We start from the raw sequence: 17495 nt of genomic DNA, 5'->3' as shown, positions 1-17495 counted from the left end.
GGGGGGGGGGGTATAATTCAAATCCTAATTTCTTTTAAAGGATAATTTCATGGGTTATATAGAGTCTAACCTTCTAAAAGGCGAAGAGATAGTTGCGAAAGCTAAAATTCACTGGGCAGTTTTCATTCCCGCTATTGTTTTTTTAATCATTGCATTGCTTATATTTAGCAAAGGTGATTACGAAATTTTTGTCATATTATTTGGAGTTTTTATACTGGCGTTGCTTAAAGGATTGATTGTTTTTAAAACAAACGAGCTTGCCATTACAAATCAGCGTATAATCGGTAAAGCAGGCTTTGTCAGCCGCGACACCGTAGAGCTGAAATACGAGAAAATCGAGAGCCTATCTGTGGCGCAAGGTGTCCTCGGGCGAATTTTCGGCTGCGGTACCGTAGTGGTACGAGGCACCGGCGGAACGGCGGTTAGCTTCCCGTATATCACCAATCCCGTAGCATTTAAAAACAAAGCGATGGAAAAGATAGGCTAATCTCCGTCTTGCATATAAAATTTCAGTCAAATCATAAAATTTTACATCCCAAATTTATCTCAAAAATAAGTGCGATTGACTAAAATTAAAATTATATCCATCGCACTTTAAATTTTAATCTAAATAACGTAGCTCAATAAGCACTGTGTCGTTCTTTAAAATTCTAAAAAAACTTATCGTCATATTAAGACACCACATTTAGTATTTTATCTAAAATTTTGTTTTTGTCGCTATAATGTGGCTTCTTGACCTTTTCGTCTAGTGGCTCAGGACGTTGCATTCTCAGTGCGAAAACGCGTGGTTCAAATCCCGCAAGGGTCGCCATTATGGACTTATACAAGCCTCTTGATTTTAAACGGTAAATTTATCTATGATTTTATCATGGACTTTCATACAGCCCGTCAGATTTTAAATAATAAATTTTATCTGCGATTTTATCGATGAAGCTTTTATCGTGCGAGACGATGATTTCGCTTACGTCAAGCTCCGCCAAAATCCCCGCCACGCGCTCCTGCATCGCCTCATCAAGTGCCGTCGTAGGCTCGTCCAGTAGCAGTATCCTAGGCTCGCATACCAGCGCGCCCGCAAGCGCCACTAGCTTTTTCTCGCCGCCGCTTAGATGAAAGGGCACCCGCTCGCGTAGATGTTCGATTCCCAAGCGTCGCAGCGTCTCCAGCGCCTTGCGCTCGATCTGCTCTTCACCTAAAATTTCAAGCTTTTTTAGATGGTCGTTTTCGCTGCCCTGCCTTAAAATTTCCGCCTTACGACCAAAAAATTTAGAAAAAATTCCACGCCTTTGCTCCACATTTCGTGCTCGTTTTAACCGCTCATTTTGCGCACGCAGGCTAAATGCGACGTCCTCAAACACGCTCGCGCACAAAAATTGATCGTCGCTGTTTTGAAATAAAAACCCGATCTCGTGGCGAAATTTTACAAAATCCTCCGCACACTCAAGCTTCTCGCCGAAAAGCTCGATCTTGCCCTCGCCCCATTGCCTTAGGCCGCCTAAAATTTGAAGCAGGCTCGTCTTACCCTGCCCGTTCGCGCCCAAGATCGCCACTTTTTCCTTATGCCCTACGCTCAAATTTACGCCGCGAAAAATTTCTCGCTCGCCATTTTTGGCGCTTAAATCCAGCGCCTTAAGCGAACAGCTCATAAGATAGCTCCGATTTTAACAGATACGCATGCCAGCACGAACGCCAAAAACGAGGCCTCCGAGACGCTCAAGCCATCGCGACGTTCGTAAAATAGCCTACCGCAAAACCCTCGCGCACTCATTACCATGCTTAAATTCCTTGCTTGCTCAAGTGCCGAAATCGCTAAAATCCCGATCAAATTCGCATAAATTTTATAAGTGAAAATTCCGCTCGTCCCTACAAATCCGCGCATGCGCAAAAGTGCTTGCAGCCTCGCCAGATCCGAGCGTAAAAAATTTACGAATCGCCCACAGCAATACACCAAAGCGCTTAGCTTTTCGCCGAGCCCGAGCCCGTAAAATCCGCGCGCGAAAAAATATTCGTCCTTGCCGTAAAATAGCAAAATTGCAAACGCCATTATCAAATTCGCGCGCAAAAATATCACGCCCGCAAGCTCGTAGTTGCCGACTATAGCGGGGCTTAACGCGCTTAAAATCGCAAAGATATTTAATACCGCAAGCCTTGTGCAGACCGCGCGCGCAATCGAAATTTTAAGCGCAAAAAGAAGTAGCGGCGGGGCAAAAAACGCCGCGTAAAGCTGCTCGCTAAGTCCGACGCCAAAGCTGAAGATGAAAAACGCGAGCAGTGATACGGCAGGGCTCATTTGCGCGCTCTTTTCGCTAGCCACATTAAGCCAAAAAAGCCGAAAATCAAGGCCAAACAAAGCGCGATTTTAGGCGCCTCGGCGGACTGGCTTTGAAACGCCAGGCTCCTAATATCACTCTTAGGGCTTTCTTTCGGCAAGATGCTTTGCGAGGCGGAATTTTCCAAAGGCTCGGAAACACTTGAAATTTTATTTTTAGGCATACTGCCTTTCGGTGCGATATTTTCGGACGCACTGCCTTCGAACGCGGAATTTTTAGCGGCGTTCAAATTTTGCGGCACAGGATTTTTAGAAACGTCAGAATTTTGCGGCGTGGAATTTTCAGGATCACCGGAATCCTGCGGCGTAAAGTCCTCGGCGCTAAATTCCATCTGTGCGCCGTGTCCCGCGCCTCCATAAATTTGAATAGTAAAATTTTTAGCGGGTATTCGTATGCTCGCAAGTCCCTCTTTATCGGTCCTAGTGCGCACAATTTCGCGCCCGTCCGCACTGATTAAAACTTCGCACTCCATGCAGGGAGAATTTTTATAAAAATAGCTATAAATTGCCACTCTATCGCCCTCTTGCGTCGCGAAAAGATGAAGCGCATGCGAAAATGCGAAGGAGATCAAAACCGTTAAGAAAAATAGCGCTCTCATCGCCTCTGTCCGCCGTAAAATTTCGCAATAAAGCTAAGCGCAAAAAGGGTGATGATCCCTTCCAAAACAGCTAAGATTGCGCCTTCGAGCGAGATGAGCGTCGCGATAGCAAAAAACTCCCGCCCGCTAATGAAAAGCACGAGATCAAGAAGCAGCATCGAGCAGACGATCGGCACGAAACCCGCCAAAAACAGATAAATTTTTTGCGTGCGTACTTTTAGCTCTTGCGCTTTTGCGGCGGCGGCAAAGAGTCTGCCCAAAACTGCCGGAAAGCCGATGACTGCGGTATTTACGCCTAGCACACTAAGCCCTCCGAAGCCGAAAAATACCCCTTGCAAAAATAGCGCGACGAAAATCGCCAAGATCGCGCGCGAGCCCAAAAACGCGCCTACGAGCCCGCTTAGCATCAGGTGCATGGAGCTGACGCCCACAGGCAGGTGCACGAAAGAGGCGACGAAAAATAGCGCGCTAAAACATGCGATCCTAGGGATTTCAGACTGCCTTACGCGCCATAAAATCGCCGCTACCGCAGGCGCCGTAACCGTCCAGCCTGCGAGCAGCACGGGCGCGCTCAAAACTCCTTCGCTAATGTGCACGGCTCGCCTCCTTTAAATAGCCCTCGTTTTTCAGATGTGCAAAAACACACAAAGTGGTTAAATTTAATAGCTTTTCGACCTTTGCGATAATCGCTTTGATTGCTACAGGTCTTGCTTTTACGGCTTTAATCGCGGCAAAATTTGCGGCTGTAAAACTCGCGGCTTGCGTCCTATCTGCGGTGGCTGTCAGCGCAAGACTCGGAGCGGTCTCGGAGCTGCTTGCGGAACCAGTAAATTTAATAAATTTTAAGGCTCGCATGGCGCAATAAATTTTAATTTCCGTATTTGCGGGAGCAGCGAGCGGATTTTGCAACGCAAAATTTAAAGCTCCGATCGATCTCGGTGCAACGCTCCCGCGGTAAAACAGAGCTTGCGAAATTTTAAAAGCCGGGGTTTTAAAAATTTCAAAAAACGAAATTTTGCGCGCGGGTATTTTACGCTCATAAATCCACGGATGTAAAATTTTACGGCTCGAAGCTCCTAAGAGCGGATTTCCGTCGAGCAAAATTTTACGCAGCAGAGCTTCGTTACTTAAAATTTTACTCGGCGGAATTTTGCCATTTAAAATTTTAACTGCAGAATTCGATGGAAATTTTACATCGCCAAGCAAAACGTACGAAAATAAAATTTCAAAACTCCGCTCAAACGCAAATTTAAATTTATCCGCAGCCGCGCAAATTTCGTCCGAAAAAAGAGATCTCACCGAGTCGCTCCGCTATTTTTTCAGCTCGTCCGCCTTGATCCAAAGCACGGCCCCCAGCTCATTTACGGGCTGCTCGCTTCCTTTGGCGGCTTCCTCCTCGCTAAGAGCCGCAAAGCCCCACCAGCCGGCAACCGGCATCACGAAGCTAAACTCGCCCGCGCCGTTGGTTTTAACGACCTGCGTGACATGCGCCTCGCTAGGGGCTTTGTAGCCCTTATCGTTATATAGCTCGATCTCCACGTCCGCGCCCGGGACGGGCTTTCCGTGCAGTAAAAAAACTCCGCTAAATATCTCTCCCGCATACAGCGCATAAGGGCGCACGAGCGGCACGATCTCCGCCTCTAGCCCGAGCGGCTTATCCCAGCCTTCGCCCGCGTCGTAAGCATCGACGTAGGTTTTGGTGATATGGCGGATCATCTTCTGTTCAGCCGGCTCGGCATAGGATTTTGGATCAAAATAAAACGCCAAAAGCGATGGCTTGTCAGCTTTAAATTCCGCCGCAAAATAGGAATTTTCGCCTTTTTTTTGCTCTTTTAGGCTGCCTAGGAGCGATTTTTTCTCACTATCAATAAAAACGCCGAATTCTGCGGGCTTTTGTAGATTCATAGACTCCTGTAAAAACGGATGGGAGAATTCCAAATTTAGCTTTAAAGTAGCATCTTTTTGATCCTCTACGACATTTTTATCCGTTGTAAGAACGCCGAAATGTGCGAACGCAAGGCTAGCCGCGATGATTCCTAAAAAAGCAAATTTTGCCTTCATGTAATACCTTTCATAATAAAATATTACGGAATTGTATCACTTTTTTTCATCCGTATTGCTTAAATGTGGGTTTATTTTGAGTATTTAAAGCAAACTTTGGTTAAAATGTTGCAATTTAAATTACCAAAAAGAGGCAGAAAATGATAAATTTAAAACTTATCGAGACGAATTTCGATGAATTTAATAAAAAACTCATCGCCAAAAAAGTCCCGCCGCAAACCCTGCAAACGCTGCTAGATGCCTACAACGAGCTAAAATCTAAAAAGAGCGATCTTGAAAACCTCCAAGCCGTGCAAAATGCAAAGAGCAAGGAGCTTGGCCTCGCTGTGCGCGAGGACAAGGACGTAGGCGCGCTAAAATCTCAGCTTGAGGAAAACAAGCAAAAGATCCAAAGCCTAAGCGAGCTCGTAAACGAGCGTGAGCAAAGCTTAGAAGCGATCGCTGCGTGCGTACCGAATATCATCGACGACGACGTGCCGATCGGTGCGGACGAGAACGAAAACGTCTGTATCAAAAAGGTGCTTGAGCCGCACACGTTCGACTTCGCGCCCAAGCAGCACTTCGAGCTCGGCGAGGCGCTGGGATGGCTTGATTTCGAGCGCGGCGTCAAACTCAGCGGCAGCCGCTTCACAGCGATCCGAGGTCTTGGCGCAAAGCTGAATATGGCTCTCATCAATTACATGATCGAATTTAATAACTCGCGCGGTTTCGAGCTCGTAAATATGCCGTTTTTGGTGCGCGATCAGATCCTCTACGGCACGGGCCAGCTGCCTAAATTTAAAGACGACCTCTACCGCGTTGACGACGAGGAGCAAAACCTCTACCTCATCCCTACGAGCGAGGTTACGGCGACGAATCTCTTTAACGATGAAATTTTACGCAGCGAGGAGCTGCCGATCAAGCTCACCAGCTACAGCCACTGCTTTCGCAAGGAGGCGGGCTCGGCGGGGCGCGATACGCGCGGCATGATCCGCCAGCACCAGTTCGAAAAGGTCGAACTCGTCGCTATCACGCGCCCCGAAGATAGCGCAAAGATGCTTGAGGAGATGATTTCGTGCGCGAGCGATCTGCTAGCTAGCCTAGGCCTTCCGCACAGGCATATGCTACTTTGCAGCGGCGATCTTGGCTTTAGCGCCGCAAAGACCGTGGATTTGGAGGTTTGGCTACCGGGGCAAAACCAATACAGAGAGATCAGCTCGATCAGCAACTGTCGCGATTTCCAGGCGCGCAGAGCCAAGATCCGCTTCAAAGACGGCAAGAAAAACAGCCTCGTTCACACGTTAAACGGCTCCTCGCTCGCGGTCGGCCGCACGCTAATCGCGGTGATGGAAAACTACCAGCGCAAGGACGGCAGCATCGAAATTCCGCGCGTTTTAGAAAAATATATGTAGGCGGCCCGTGCAAAAGCCTTACAAAAATCCAAATTCTAACGCCCGCTTTGCATCCGCTGGATTTTGCGCGGTAAAATTTAGAAAGCGTAGCATTAAATTTTATCCTTACGGCGCAGAGCCTGAAGCACGCGATGCCGCGCTTCGCGGTTTTAAATTTTGCAATGAAACGCTTCGTCATACGCAACAAATTTGGCAATCACGGCACCCGCATTTTAAATTTCACGACGAGAAATTTGATGGCGCGAAATTTGCGACCTGCGGGACGAATTTTTTAGGAACAAACTTTCGCGGCACGGAATTCTGCAAATCAAAATTTAGGACACGCAGCGTCAAATTTTACAAAGCTAGATTGCACGAAACGGGTTTTTTAACTCGCACTGCGAAATTTTATACGGCGAAATTTCACGGCGCGAAATTTCACGAGATGAAGTTCCAGACGCCAAATTTAGAGCTTAAAACGAAATTTAACGTAGCGAAATTCGGCGGGGTGAAATTCCGCGATGGCGCGCTTTTAAAATTTGCCGCCGCAAAAGGGCTACGACGCAGTCCTAGCCTTTACGCCGCTGCGCCTTTTAAATTTATCGCGCCGCAAAACGCGGGATTTTTTGCAATAAAATTCGGCGAAGTGGAATTTTGCGGCGTAAAATTTCATAAAGTAAGATTGCGCCGCGCAAGATTTTACGGCGCGGAATTTGTGGCAAAGGGCGAGAAATTTCGCGGCGCGGAGCGGCGCGGAGCGGGCGCGTGAAGATCGCGCTTTTCGGCGGCAGTTTCGATCCGCCGCACGCAGGACACGACGCCGCGATGAAGGCGATTTTATCTAGCCTGAAGCCCGACTTGCTGATCATAATGCCGTCGTTTCTAAACCCGTTTAAAAAGAGCTTTTCGGCGCCTCCGCAACTGCGGCTTAGATGGTGCCGCGCGCTGTGGAACGACGCCCCGGGCGTGGAGGTAAGCGATTATGAAATTTCGCAAAACCGCCCGGTACCCACGATACAAAGCGTGAAATTTCTGCTCGAAAAATACGGCGGAAACGGCAAAATCGCGGCGGAAATGGCAGCCGCGGCGAGTGAAACCCAAAGCGCGGATAAAATTTCAAGCGCTGCTTCAAGCAGAGCGTCCGGCGCCGTCATGAGAGAAATTTCAAACTCCGTCGGGGATAAAATTTCGAGCGCGAGCAAAATTCTGAATGCTGGGCGGAACGAAATTTCAGATGCAGGCAGAATTTCAAGCGCCGTCACAGGCAAAATTTCAAATGCCGTTGCGAGCAAAATTCCAGGCGCAGGTAAAATTATAAGCGGCGACGTAAACGGTTCAAATTACGCGGATTACGCAAGCGATGCGAGCGGCGCAGACACCGCACCAAAGCTCTACATCGTCGTAGGCGCCGACAACCTATCGGAGCTTCACAAATGGCGCGACTTTAGCGAGCTGCAAAGACTAGCGGAGTTTGTCGTGCTTACGAGGCCCGGCTACGAGATCCCGCGGCAGTGGGCGAGCTTAAGGCGGATCGAGGTTGCCGTGGATGCGAGCTCAAGCGGTTTTAGGCGAGATTTCAAAGGCGAAATCCCGCCCAAGATCGCAGCAGAGGTCATAAAATTTTATAAAAGGAAAGATATGCAAGATCCAAAGCAAAGGGCGGAGCGGATCGCCGAAATTTTAAACGAAAAGAAAGCCGAAGATGTCCAGATCATCGATATGAGTGAGCGCGAATACATCGCAAAGCTCGTAGTTATCGCCACTACGCTAACCTCCCGCCACGCAGCCTCGCTTATCGAGGAGCTAAAAAACGTGCTTAAGCCACTCGGCGAGGAGTTTTTGGCTATCGAAAGCGGCGATGAATGGAGCGTCGTCGATCTCGGCGACATCATAGTCCATCTCATAAGCGAGACATACCGCGCCAAATACAATATCGAGGACTTCCTCGACAAGCTCAAAAAAGAGCAATTTTAAGGAGGGGGCGTGCCGAGACAGACCTGGAGCAGCAAGCTCACATATATTTTAACCGTCGCAGGCGCCACGATCGGCTTTGGTTGCACGTGGAGGTTTCCGTATTTAGTCGGCGAAAATGGTGGTGGCGCCTACGTGCTCATATTTTGCATCGCGATGATCGTGCTTGGAATCCCGATGATCTTGGTAGAAAACGTCATCGGACGCCGTGCGCTAAGAAACTGCGTCGATGCCTTCGTAGCGCCTAAAAAGGATGGCTCACGCATAAAGCCCGCATGGAAGATCGTAGGCATCATGGGCGTAATCGGCGCGTTTGGAATTTTAGCCTATTATATGGTCCTCGGCGGCTGGGTGCTAACCTATATCGTAAACATCGTAAGCGGCAACTTCGACCTCTCCGCGCGAATCACCGATCCCGCATTTACGCAGAAATTCTACGCAGATCACATCGAAAATAGCCCGCTCGGTGTCGGAGCTTACACGCTCGTTTTCATAGCGATCAACTGGTACATTTTGAAAAACGGCATCATCGAAGGAATCGAAAAATTCGTAAAATTTCTAATGCCCGCGCTATTTTTGTGCTTCATCGCCGTAATTCTTACAAATTTAACGCTAGAAGGCGCAAAGGAGGGCGTGAAATTTTATCTCGGCGTCGATTTTGCAAAGATCACGCCCAAGCTTTTGATCGACGTTTTGGGTCAGGTCTTTTTCGCGCTCTCGCTCGGTTTCGGCGTGATGATCACGCTGTCGAGCTTTTTAAACAAAGACGAGAAGCTGATGCAAACAGCCACCATCACCGCAGTCGTAAACACACTCATCGCCGTGCTTGCGGGCTTTATGATCTTCCCGTCGCTCTTTAGCGCGGGGCTTGAGCCGAGCAGCGGCTCGTCGTTAGTTTTTAAGAGCTTGCCGATCGCGTTTTCGCACATGCCCTTCGGCAACGCCGTCGCGGTGGTCTTTCTCTCGATTTTGCTCATCGCCGCGCTTACGACGTCGATCACGATCTATCAGGTCATCATAAATTTCGTCGAGGAGCGCTTCGGCTTTTCGACGCTAAAGGCGGTAAATTTAACGCTCGGCGGCGTCTTCGTGCTCGGCAACCTACCCTGCATACTCTCAAGCAGCGTGCTTGCGGACGTTAAAATTCTGGGGCGCTCGGTTTTCGACGCCTTCGACTTCGTAAGCGCGAACGTATTTTTCGTGCTAACGGCGCTTCTGTGCTGCATCTACGTGGGCTGGGTGCTAAAAAAGGACGCGATCTACGAGCTCACTAACGAAGGCGATCTGGGCGCAAGACTCGCGGGAGTTTGGTTTTTATATGTCAAATTTATCCTGCCGCTCATCATCGCGGTGATCTTCGGATACGGGATTTTCGGCTAAATTTAAAGCCGCGAGAGTTTTAAAATTTAAATTTGTCCACGGCTGGCGCGGCTCACTTCGCCGCAATATATTTTATGCCAAGGCGTAATAGAATTTTAAAATTTCATTCGCTCCGTTACATACGCTGCGGCGTGAGTTTTTACGCGGTGCGGTACGCTGCGGCGTAGTTGTAATATAAATTTAGCGCAACTGCGTCCTGCCCCTTGTAAAGTGTCGTCGGGAATTGGGTTGAGTTTGTGGGCGAGCAGAGCAATACGGTGCTGCAGAAGCAGCGCCGTCTCTGCGAGAAGTGCGACCTCGCAACCGGGGCCCCTTCCCGCCCCAAGAAAAGTTTGGGTGCGGCGCGGCGGAATTTTAAAATTTTATTCGCCTCAGCGCAGCGCGTTAAATTTTAGAATTTTAAAATCTATCGCAGCGGCGCCGTATCGCGAGAGATAAAATTTAAAATTTAGCCGCAATTTAGGAGTTTTCAATGCTTCTGTTTTTCTTTACGATCTTTCCGATATCGCTGATGCCGGGCATCAACATGACCTACGCGCTAAATCTCGGCATCTCGCGCGGCTATCTTAGGGCGCTGCCTGCACTGCTGGCGCAGGTGCTGGGCGTCGCGGCCGTGGCGCTTGCGTGCATATTCGGCGTCGCGGGCATTCTGCTTGCGCACCCTGCAGCGCTTAGCGCGATTAAAATTTTAGGCGGCGCGTATATCTTCTATCTGGGCGTCGCGACCTTTTTAGCGCGCGGAAATTTCAAGCTGCAAAAACAGAAGCGCAGCGAAAATATCTTCTTCCAAGGTCTCGTAGTCGCGGTCTCAAACCCCAAGGCGTGGATATTTTTTACCGCGCTCTTTCCGCCATTTTTGGACGCGGACAATCTTTTCGGCGCGCGCACATTTGCCCTTGTCGCCACGCTGTGCGCCAGCGAAAGCATCTGTCTTAGCATCTACGCGCTGGGCGGAGCGGTGCTAAAAAATCTGCTGAAAACCCATCTGAAATACCTCGAAATTTTCTGCTCGGTGCTGATGTGCGCGATCGGACTATGGATGATTTTAGGCTAAATTTTGATTGGGCTTGGCGCCCGAGTTTTGATGAAATTTTAAATTTAAAAGATAGATTGAAAAGCGGTATTGCTGCGGCTAAATCTCAAGAAAGCCTTTAAAATTTAGCCGCTAGCTCTGAATTAAAATTTTAAGCGATCGGTGGCGTGCACCAAGCGCCGCGGCGGTTATCGTCCAGGGTTAGCCTACAGTGCGCCTAAGGAATTTGCGGGCATGATTCTTATCCGCAGCGAAACGGCGGCGCGTTTAGGCGGTTTTGCTTTATGTAGCATCGCCTCGTCGCATCCGCTTAAATTTTAAAATTTAATCTCTGCCGTGAAGCTCGTCGATGTAAAATTTCACAGAGCCGAGACCCTCTTTTTTCGCCCATTCGTAGGCGCTTGAGACGAACTCCCAGTTGATGCCTGCGTAGAATTTCTCCAGATATTTCGGGCGCGCATTGTGCTCATCGATGTAATACGCGTGCTCCCAAACGTCCACGACTAGAAGTGGTACGAGCCCCTCGGTCACCGGCGTGGCGGCATTTTGGGTCGCTTTGATGCAAAGCTTGCCCGATTTCGGATCGTAAGCAAGCCACACCCAACCCGAGCCGAAATGCGCCGTAGCAGCAGCCAAAAACTCGCTTTTAAAATCCGCGAAATTTTCTGCCAGCGCCGATTTTAGCTCCGCGGAAGCCTCGCTAGGTTTTGCGATGCAATCCCAGTAAAAATCGTGGTTGTAAACCTGCGCGGCGTTGTTAAAAAGCCCGCCGCTAGCAGCCATTACGATCTCGTAAAGCCCCTTGCCCGCAAACTCGCCTGATTCGGTAAATTTATTTAAATTTGCCACATAGGTCGCGTGGTGCTTGCCGTGGTGATAATCACAGGTTTGCTTGCTTACTACCGCGTTGTGCGCCGCATCGAACGGCAACTCTCTAAGTTTAAACATCTTTCTCTCCTTGAAATGAATTTTAAAGCGATTATAGCCTAAAATTTCTAAACGAATAATAAAATTTATTATTTAGGATTAATTTTAAGATGAATTTCAATCTAGCTCGCTCCTAATATAATCGTGCTTTAAATTTAAAATTTAGGCGGTTTTGAATAACCAAAAGCTTTGTTCTTCTCCTCATCGGAGCGCTTTTTGAGTGCGGCTGGGCTTACGGACTTAAGCACGCTGCTAGTACGCACGAATCGCTGCTCACCGTCATCTGCGTAATTGCGAGCTTTTTATATTTATGCCTGCTTTTAAATACATAGTGCGACACTCACATACGTCCTATACACGGGCCTCGGCACGCTTTTATCGCTTCACTCTAAACGATAGTCGCACTAAAAGAGGGCTCGGAGATTAGCCTACTTCGCATATTTTTCATATTCACGCTAAGCTTATGCACAGGCATCGGCACGATCGGCGCCGTGATGCCGGGTGTATTCGTCCGCTGCGATAAATTTTTGGCGCGCAAAGCGCCTGTTATTTCTCATAATTTCAAGCGCCGCGATGCTGAAATTAATTTAGAATTTTGGCGAATTTAGCTAAGCTTAGCGCTAAATTTAACGCAAAGGAAAACCATGAAAATCATCGAAGGCTCGCTTGCTCTTAAGGGCAGCGAAAAGATCCTAATCATCAACGCCCGCTTCAACCACATCATTACCGATCGCCTAGTCGAGGGGGCGCACGATGCGTTTTTGCGTCACGGCGGCAAGGAGGAAAATTTGAGCCTGATGCTTGTTCCGGGCGCTTTTGAGATCCCGCTCGCGCTTGAAAAGGCGCTAGCTTCCAAACTCTACGACGCCGTCGTCTGCCTAGGCGCGGTGATCCGCGGCTCTACTCCGCATTTTGACTACGTAAGCGCCGAGGTAAGCAAGGGTATCGCAAACACCATGCTAAAATACGGCGCGCCCGTGACTTTCGGCGTGCTGACTACCGATAATATCGAGCAGGCGATCGAGCGAGCAGGCTCAAAGGCCGGCAACAAGGGCTTTGAAGCGATGAGTGGCGCGATCGAGCTTCTAAGTCTATTTCGCAACATAAAGGCTTAAAATGGCTACCAGACACCAAGCCAGGCTCGCTGCGATCTCGCTGCTTTACTCCCAAGATATGAACGGCGGCGGCGAGGACTTTGCGGACGAATATCTGGAGGAAAAGCGCATTCGCAACGAGCAGCGCAACTGGACGCTGGCGCTTCTACGCGGCGCTAGCGAAAATCTCGCCGCGGTCGATGCGCTGATAGATGAAAATTTAAAGGAATTCAAGCTCGCCGAAATTTCGGCTCTGGAGCGCGCGATACTGCGGCTCGGGGCGTATGAGTTGCGCTTTACGGACACGGACGCGGGCATCGTCATAAACGAAGCGATCAACTCCGCTAAAGAGCTTGGCATCTCGCCAAGATTTATAAACGGCGTGCTGGACGCGCTAAAAGATAGCCCCGTAAACATCGCGGCGGATAAAATTTCCAAGCCGAATACAACAGCAAGCGTGAATTCCGAGCTATCCACGGCGACAAGCGAAAATTCCAAGCCCACTGCGGCGAAAAGCTCCGCTATTTCAGACAGCAACGTTGCGGCGAAAAATTTCATCCCTACAGACACGGACGGCGAGACGAAAAATTTTACTAAGGCAAAGCGGAGCGGCGCGCCGAAAAATTCTACGCCAAGCAGAAGCAGGCCATCTAAAAAGTCCGCTAATTTGAAAACTCGCAACGCGCCCGCCAAAAAATCCGTCGCAAGCAAAAAATTTAAAACGGAGGGAAATTTTAAGGCCGGAGATAAATTTAAGACGGAGAAAACGGGCAAAAATTTCAAAACGGGCGAGCTAGGTAAAAATTTTAAGGCAGGCGAACGAGGCAAAGACGCCGCGCCGAAAAAAGAGGGCGCGGATAGAAATTTCAGAGTCGGCAAAAGTACAGCACCAAAAAAGGGCGCTGCGGGTAAAAATATTGCGCCGAAAAGTAGGGCTGGGCGCAAAAGCTCTATCGCGCCGAAAAAATCTGCGGACGGCAGAGGCACCGTCTCAAAAAAACCAGCAGGCAGCAAAGGCGCAGTGCGCGGCAAGGATAAACGGTGAAGCTCTGCGTCGCGCTTGATCTGGGCTCGAAGCAGGAGTGTTTACAGCTGGCGGAGCAGCTTGCGGACTTTTCGGATAAAATTTGGCTCAAGGTGGGCTTGAGAGCTTATTTGCGCGACGGAGCGGGCTTTGTGAGGGAGCTAAAAAAGCTCGGAAATTTTAAAATTTTCCTCGATCTAAAGCTCTACGACATCCCAAACACGATGGATGACGCTGCCGAGGAGATCGCCAGGCTCGGCGTAGATATGATAAACGTGCACGCAAGTAGCGGCAAACGCGCGATGGCTACGGTGATGCAGCGGTTAAACAAGCTTGGTTCACGTCCGCTGGTGCTCGCAGTCTCTGCGCTAACGAGCTTTGATCAGGCGGAATTTAGCGCGGTTTACGAGCAAAATTTAAGCGACGCCGTGCGCAAATTTAGCGTGATGAGCTACGAAGCGGGGCTTGACGGCATGGTCTGCTCTGCTTACGAGAGCCGCCTGATAAAGGATGCCACAAGCGCAAATTTTATCACGCTCTGCCCTGGCGTGCGGCCATTTGGTGAGAGCGTGGGGGATCAAAAGCGGGTGGCGGATCTGAGCGTAGCGCGCGAGGCAGGAGCGGACTTTATCGTAGTCGGTCGCCCGATCTATCAAAGCGCCGATCCGCGCGAAATTTGCGAGCGAATTTTGGATCAAATTTAACGCCAAAACTTGCATAAAATTTGACGCAAGCTCGTTTTAAGCGGAATTTTCGCGCGCAAGAAATTTTAATTAAAATGCGCACAAAGGCGGCTCGGATGACGTCGAAGCGCCGTCGTCATCTTTTTACAAAATCCGTTGGAGTTTGAAACAAACGTATCAGATTTTTGCATTTGTCGCGAGGCGGAAGCATCAATTTACTCCTTTTGGGATTAAAAACGTTTAAGCTTTACCGCGCCGAAGCCCCCTGCTAGCTCGCGGATAAAATTTCCGACAATGAGCGCGGCGGCGGGCGCTTTAGCACTAAAAAGAGGCGCGCATAAGCGCAGCGGCGACCCGGCGGCGAGGTAAAATTTTAAAAATTTTTCGCGCCGCGTGGATAAAATTTTAAAACTTGCCTCGCACGAGTGAAATTTTAAAATTCCGCACTCTCAAGGGGTTTTAAAATTTTATCCAAATGGCGAGTCGAGCGAAATCTAAATAAAGATTGGAGTAAAATTTGAGTAAAGGCGCAAGCGATTTTAAGAAAATCCCCTATGTCGGCGAGGCGACAGAGGCCGATCTGCTGGCGCTGGGCTACACTGACATCGCTTCTCTAAATGGCGCGGATCCGAGCAGATGTTTGAACGCGCAAAGGCGCTCGGGCGCGGCAGATGTATCCTCTACGTTTACCGAGGCCAGCCACTACGCCAGCACGCCCCGTCCTGATAAAGCCAAGCTGAAATGGTGGCTTTGGAAGGACTAAATTTACAAATTTGACCCGCGCAGGTCGTTTAAATTTGATCGAATTTGCAAGCAACCGACGCGGCTCCGATTTCTGGCAAGCGCGCGCCGAGCCGTATATGCGTTGCAAATATAAAAGCGGCGACAGTCGGTGTTTTTTAGGCGCACACGGCGCAGCCTTTCACGACGGCGAGCGGTGGCGGCTGATATTTAATAATCACGCTATGGAGAAAATGAAATAGGTGGCGCGAGTTTTGCTTTTTATGGTAAATTTTACAAACGCGGCGCAGATTCCTGCACGAGTTTTACGGACGGCGTGAAGGGGGTAAATTTAACGGGCGCCTTATGATGGGGGGGCCGCAAAGCGGAAGGACGGTTAAAATGAAATTTTTTACTCTTTTGATTTTATGCGCGAGCGCGCTTTTGGGCGAGACGATCAGCGCGAAATATGAGATTTCGTTCGGCGTTTTCGGCGCAGTCGGCAGCGCAAATACGCGGCTCGTGCGGCAGAGCGATCGCTACGAGATCGTAATGGACGCCGTTGCGCAGGGCGTCGCGGGCAGCCTGAGCGGACAAAGGCGCGAGAGCTTCCGCTCAAAGGGGCGTGTCGTGGCGGGGCTTTTGATGCCCGATCTCTACGTCCATGAGGTCTCGCGCAAAAAGGGCAAAACGACGAAAAACGAGCGCAAAACTTACGCCTTCGACTACGCGCGCAAAACGATAAAATTTCAAAAGTTCAAAGGCACGGGCGGCGAGCTACAGCTCGTAAGCGATGAAATTTTGCCCTACTTCGCGACGAACGACCTGCTGAGTTTGTTTTTCAATTTCTCTAAAATCCCGCACTCGGGCGATAAATTTTTCGTCCGAGCCGCGGGCGCAAAAGGCGCCGACGGAAGGATCGACATTCAAATACCGCGCGGAAGCGCCGCCGCAAATATCGCGAGCGAGCTTGGCGTCGCGCCGCCTAGCGATGCGGATACAAACTCCGGCGCAGCGGCAAGCGCAAGCTCTAGCGGAGCAGACACGAAAACCGGCACAACGGACGTAAATTTTAAAGGGCGCGGCGCAGGCGCAGATAAGCAGGCTGCGGCGATCTACGTGGTTTTCATCAACCAGCCGATATTTTCGAGCAGCCGAGGCGAGCTGCACCTGAGCCTAAACGAGCGCGGTTACGCCGATCGCGCCGTTTTGAAGGACGTGCTGCTCTTCGGCGACATCCGCGCGCGGCTTGTGGAATGAGACTTCGTAAATTCGAAAAATACCTGAGTTAAAAATTTTTAACTCTTAAAAGATAATTTGGCGCGTCCAGGTCTTTATTAAATTTTAGTTCCATATATTTTTTAAGCTCGTTATATTCTTTATTAGTGGGTATAAATATAAAAAATTTATTGTAAAGCGCGTCTATAATTAAAGCATCGACAAACCTACATGAAAATAATCCGCCCTTAAACAGATGAAAAATCATTTGCGGTATAAAAAGAAAGATAATCGCTCCCATGCAGCAAAATAACATTATGAAAACTATCATAGAATCATCAAATATCGCACCATAAATATAAGCGAGTACGTATATGGCGAGGCAGGTTTTTCCTATAATTCTTTCCGTTTCCGTGTATTTTCGTGTTTCACTTTCATAAACAAGAGCGAAAGTCTTTTTAAAATATAAAATATCATCAAATTTCATTACGAGCTGCTCGCCTGATTTTATACATTTTATGCTTGAGTTTAAAAATATAAATTTTCTTCCGTAATGCTGTGAAAAACCCTTAAGAGCCCTAGCAACCAAAGGTGCGGTGAGCAGGATATTCGCAACTTTTCTATCATAAGGGATGTTGGACACTAAATTTATAAACATAGCAAAACAAAGCAACGCTACTATAGCTATAATATTTACGATCGGCATATAGTCTTTGATGACCAACGGCTCTTTGTCGTAATCACGAGTTTTAGCGCCCCGCGATGAAATACCACCCGGGTTTAAATTTTGAAATTTTATCTCATCTTTTGAGTTTAAATTCATGTCGTTTAAATTTCTATCTCGGAAATTTGCGCCGCAAAGATGATCGGGTTGCGGTTTGGGATCTGTTTGATCAAAATTCGTATTTTTAAAGTTTTTGCTACTCAAATTTGCATCGTTTAAATTTAATGATCTGCGATCCGTTGCATCGCTTAAATCCGCATCGTCAAAGATGTCAGCGCTAGCGCCTTTTCGAAGCTTTTGCTTGAAAGTCCGATGTCGTTCATTTAGAGGCTTTTTAGATTCCTCAAACCGCACTTTATCCAAAA

Annotated in this window: 17 protein-coding genes, 1 tRNA gene and 2 pseudogenes; 13 read left to right on the top strand and 7 right to left on the bottom strand. The window is 48.8% G+C overall.

What is annotated here, in order from left to right; genetic code table 11:
• The first annotated feature begins 49 nt into the window (after nt 1-49).
• On the top strand, nt 50-487 hold the full coding sequence (locus Q0600_RS00850) for a PH domain-containing protein (RefSeq protein ID WP_297916904.1): 438 nt from the start codon (nt 50-52) through the stop codon (nt 485-487).
• Nucleotides 488-734: 247 nt separating this feature from the next.
• Nucleotides 735-811, top strand: a tRNA-Glu gene (locus Q0600_RS00845).
• Between the two features lie 55 nt (nt 812-866).
• On the opposite strand, the gene Q0600_RS00840 is transcribed toward Q0600_RS00845, so the two are convergent.
• The 4 genes from Q0600_RS00840 to cbiM are packed head-to-tail and all read right to left on the bottom strand — an operon-like array spanning nt 867 to nt 3521.
• A complete protein-coding gene (locus Q0600_RS00840; protein ID WP_298755774.1) occupies nt 867-1643 on the bottom strand; it encodes an ABC transporter ATP-binding protein in 777 nt (258 codons plus the stop codon).
• Nucleotides 1640-2287: an energy-coupling factor transporter transmembrane component T gene (locus tag Q0600_RS00835; protein WP_298755771.1), complete on the bottom strand. Its 648-nt coding sequence runs from the start codon at nt 2285-2287 to the stop codon at nt 1640-1642. The genes Q0600_RS00840 and Q0600_RS00835 overlap by 4 nt, the downstream gene beginning before the upstream one ends.
• Complete coding sequence (locus Q0600_RS00830) at nt 2284-2925, bottom strand: hypothetical protein (RefSeq protein WP_298755768.1); 642 nt, start codon at nt 2923-2925, stop codon at nt 2284-2286. The genes Q0600_RS00835 and Q0600_RS00830 overlap by 4 nt, the downstream gene beginning before the upstream one ends.
• Nucleotides 2922-3521 (bottom strand): cobalt transporter CbiM, encoded by a 600-nt coding sequence (gene cbiM / locus Q0600_RS00825; RefSeq protein ID WP_298755766.1) that lies wholly within the window; start codon nt 3519-3521, stop codon nt 2922-2924. Before cbiM ends, Q0600_RS00830 begins: the two co-directional genes overlap by 4 nt.
• A 498-nt stretch (nt 3522-4019) precedes the next feature.
• Here cbiM and Q0600_RS10530 point away from each other — a divergent pair.
• A pseudogene (locus Q0600_RS10530) lies at nt 4020-4094 on the top strand (hypothetical protein); the annotation flags it as partial.
• Between the two features lie 142 nt (nt 4095-4236).
• On the opposite strand, the gene Q0600_RS00815 reads toward Q0600_RS10530, so the two are convergent.
• On the bottom strand, nt 4237-4986 hold the full coding sequence (locus tag Q0600_RS00815; protein ID WP_298755760.1) for a DUF4198 domain-containing protein: 750 nt from the start codon (nt 4984-4986) through the stop codon (nt 4237-4239).
• Nucleotides 4987-5126: 140 nt separating this feature from the next.
• Between Q0600_RS00815 and serS the strand changes: the two genes are divergently transcribed.
• From serS to Q0600_RS00790, 5 genes are all read left to right on the top strand, one after another.
• Complete coding sequence (serS, locus tag Q0600_RS00810) at nt 5127-6377, top strand: serine--tRNA ligase (RefSeq protein WP_298755757.1); 1251 nt, start codon at nt 5127-5129, stop codon at nt 6375-6377.
• Between the two features lie 7 nt (nt 6378-6384).
• A complete protein-coding gene (locus Q0600_RS00805) occupies nt 6385-7125 on the top strand; it encodes a hypothetical protein (protein ID WP_298755754.1) in 741 nt (246 codons plus the stop codon).
• Nucleotides 7122-8330 carry a ribosome silencing factor gene (gene rsfS / locus Q0600_RS00800; RefSeq protein ID WP_298755752.1) on the top strand — a complete coding sequence of 403 codons (1209 nt, stop codon included), beginning with the start codon at nt 7122-7124 and terminating at the stop codon, nt 8328-8330. The genes Q0600_RS00805 and rsfS overlap by 4 nt, the downstream gene beginning before the upstream one ends.
• 9 nt (nt 8331-8339) lie before the next feature.
• Entirely contained in the window at nt 8340-9707 is a 1368-nt protein-coding gene (locus Q0600_RS00795; protein WP_298755749.1) for a sodium-dependent transporter, read from the top strand.
• A gap of 472 nt (nt 9708-10179) precedes the next feature.
• Nucleotides 10180-10761 (top strand): LysE family translocator, encoded by a 582-nt coding sequence (locus tag Q0600_RS00790; protein ID WP_298755746.1) that lies wholly within the window; start codon nt 10180-10182, stop codon nt 10759-10761.
• Between the two features lie 303 nt (nt 10762-11064).
• Here Q0600_RS00790 and sodB read toward each other — a convergent pair whose 3' ends face one another.
• Nucleotides 11065-11688: a superoxide dismutase [Fe] gene (gene sodB / locus Q0600_RS00785; RefSeq protein WP_298755743.1), complete on the bottom strand. Its 624-nt coding sequence runs from the start codon at nt 11686-11688 to the stop codon at nt 11065-11067.
• Between the two features lie 623 nt (nt 11689-12311).
• Between sodB and ribH the strand changes: the two genes are divergently transcribed.
• The 5 genes and pseudogenes from ribH to Q0600_RS00760 all read left to right on the top strand — a co-directional run bounded on the left by ribH (nt 12312) and on the right by Q0600_RS00760 (nt 16448).
• A complete protein-coding gene (gene ribH / locus Q0600_RS00780) occupies nt 12312-12782 on the top strand; it encodes a 6,7-dimethyl-8-ribityllumazine synthase (protein ID WP_298063905.1) in 471 nt (156 codons plus the stop codon).
• Nucleotide 12783: 1 nt separating this feature from the next.
• Nucleotides 12784-13158: pseudogene (gene nusB, locus Q0600_RS00775) on the top strand (transcription antitermination factor NusB); the annotation flags it as partial.
• A 644-nt stretch (nt 13159-13802) separates the two neighbouring features.
• Nucleotides 13803-14489: an orotidine-5'-phosphate decarboxylase gene (pyrF, locus tag Q0600_RS00770; RefSeq protein WP_366517527.1), complete on the top strand. Its 687-nt coding sequence runs from the start codon at nt 13803-13805 to the stop codon at nt 14487-14489.
• 496 nt (nt 14490-14985) lie between these two features.
• The gene (locus Q0600_RS00765; RefSeq protein ID WP_298755740.1) at nt 14986-15231 is read left to right on the top strand and encodes a helix-hairpin-helix domain-containing protein; all 246 of its coding nucleotides are present in this window, start codon (nt 14986-14988) and stop codon (nt 15229-15231) included.
• A gap of 359 nt (nt 15232-15590) precedes the next feature.
• Nucleotides 15591-16448 (top strand): DUF3108 domain-containing protein, encoded by an 858-nt coding sequence (locus Q0600_RS00760; RefSeq protein ID WP_298755737.1) that lies wholly within the window; start codon nt 15591-15593, stop codon nt 16446-16448.
• Between the two features lie 28 nt (nt 16449-16476).
• Here Q0600_RS00760 and Q0600_RS00755 read toward each other — a convergent pair whose 3' ends face one another.
• Nucleotides 16477-17493 (bottom strand): hypothetical protein, encoded by a 1017-nt coding sequence (locus Q0600_RS00755; protein WP_298755735.1) that lies wholly within the window; start codon nt 17491-17493, stop codon nt 16477-16479.
• Between the last annotated feature and the right edge of the window lie 2 nt (nt 17494-17495).

The organism is uncultured Campylobacter sp. (genome assembly GCF_938041645.1).
Taxonomy (GTDB): domain Bacteria; phylum Campylobacterota; class Campylobacteria; order Campylobacterales; family Campylobacteraceae; genus Campylobacter_B.
The sequence above is the reverse complement of the archived record's forward strand: the minus strand, read 5'-3'. Positions and strand labels throughout refer to the sequence as shown.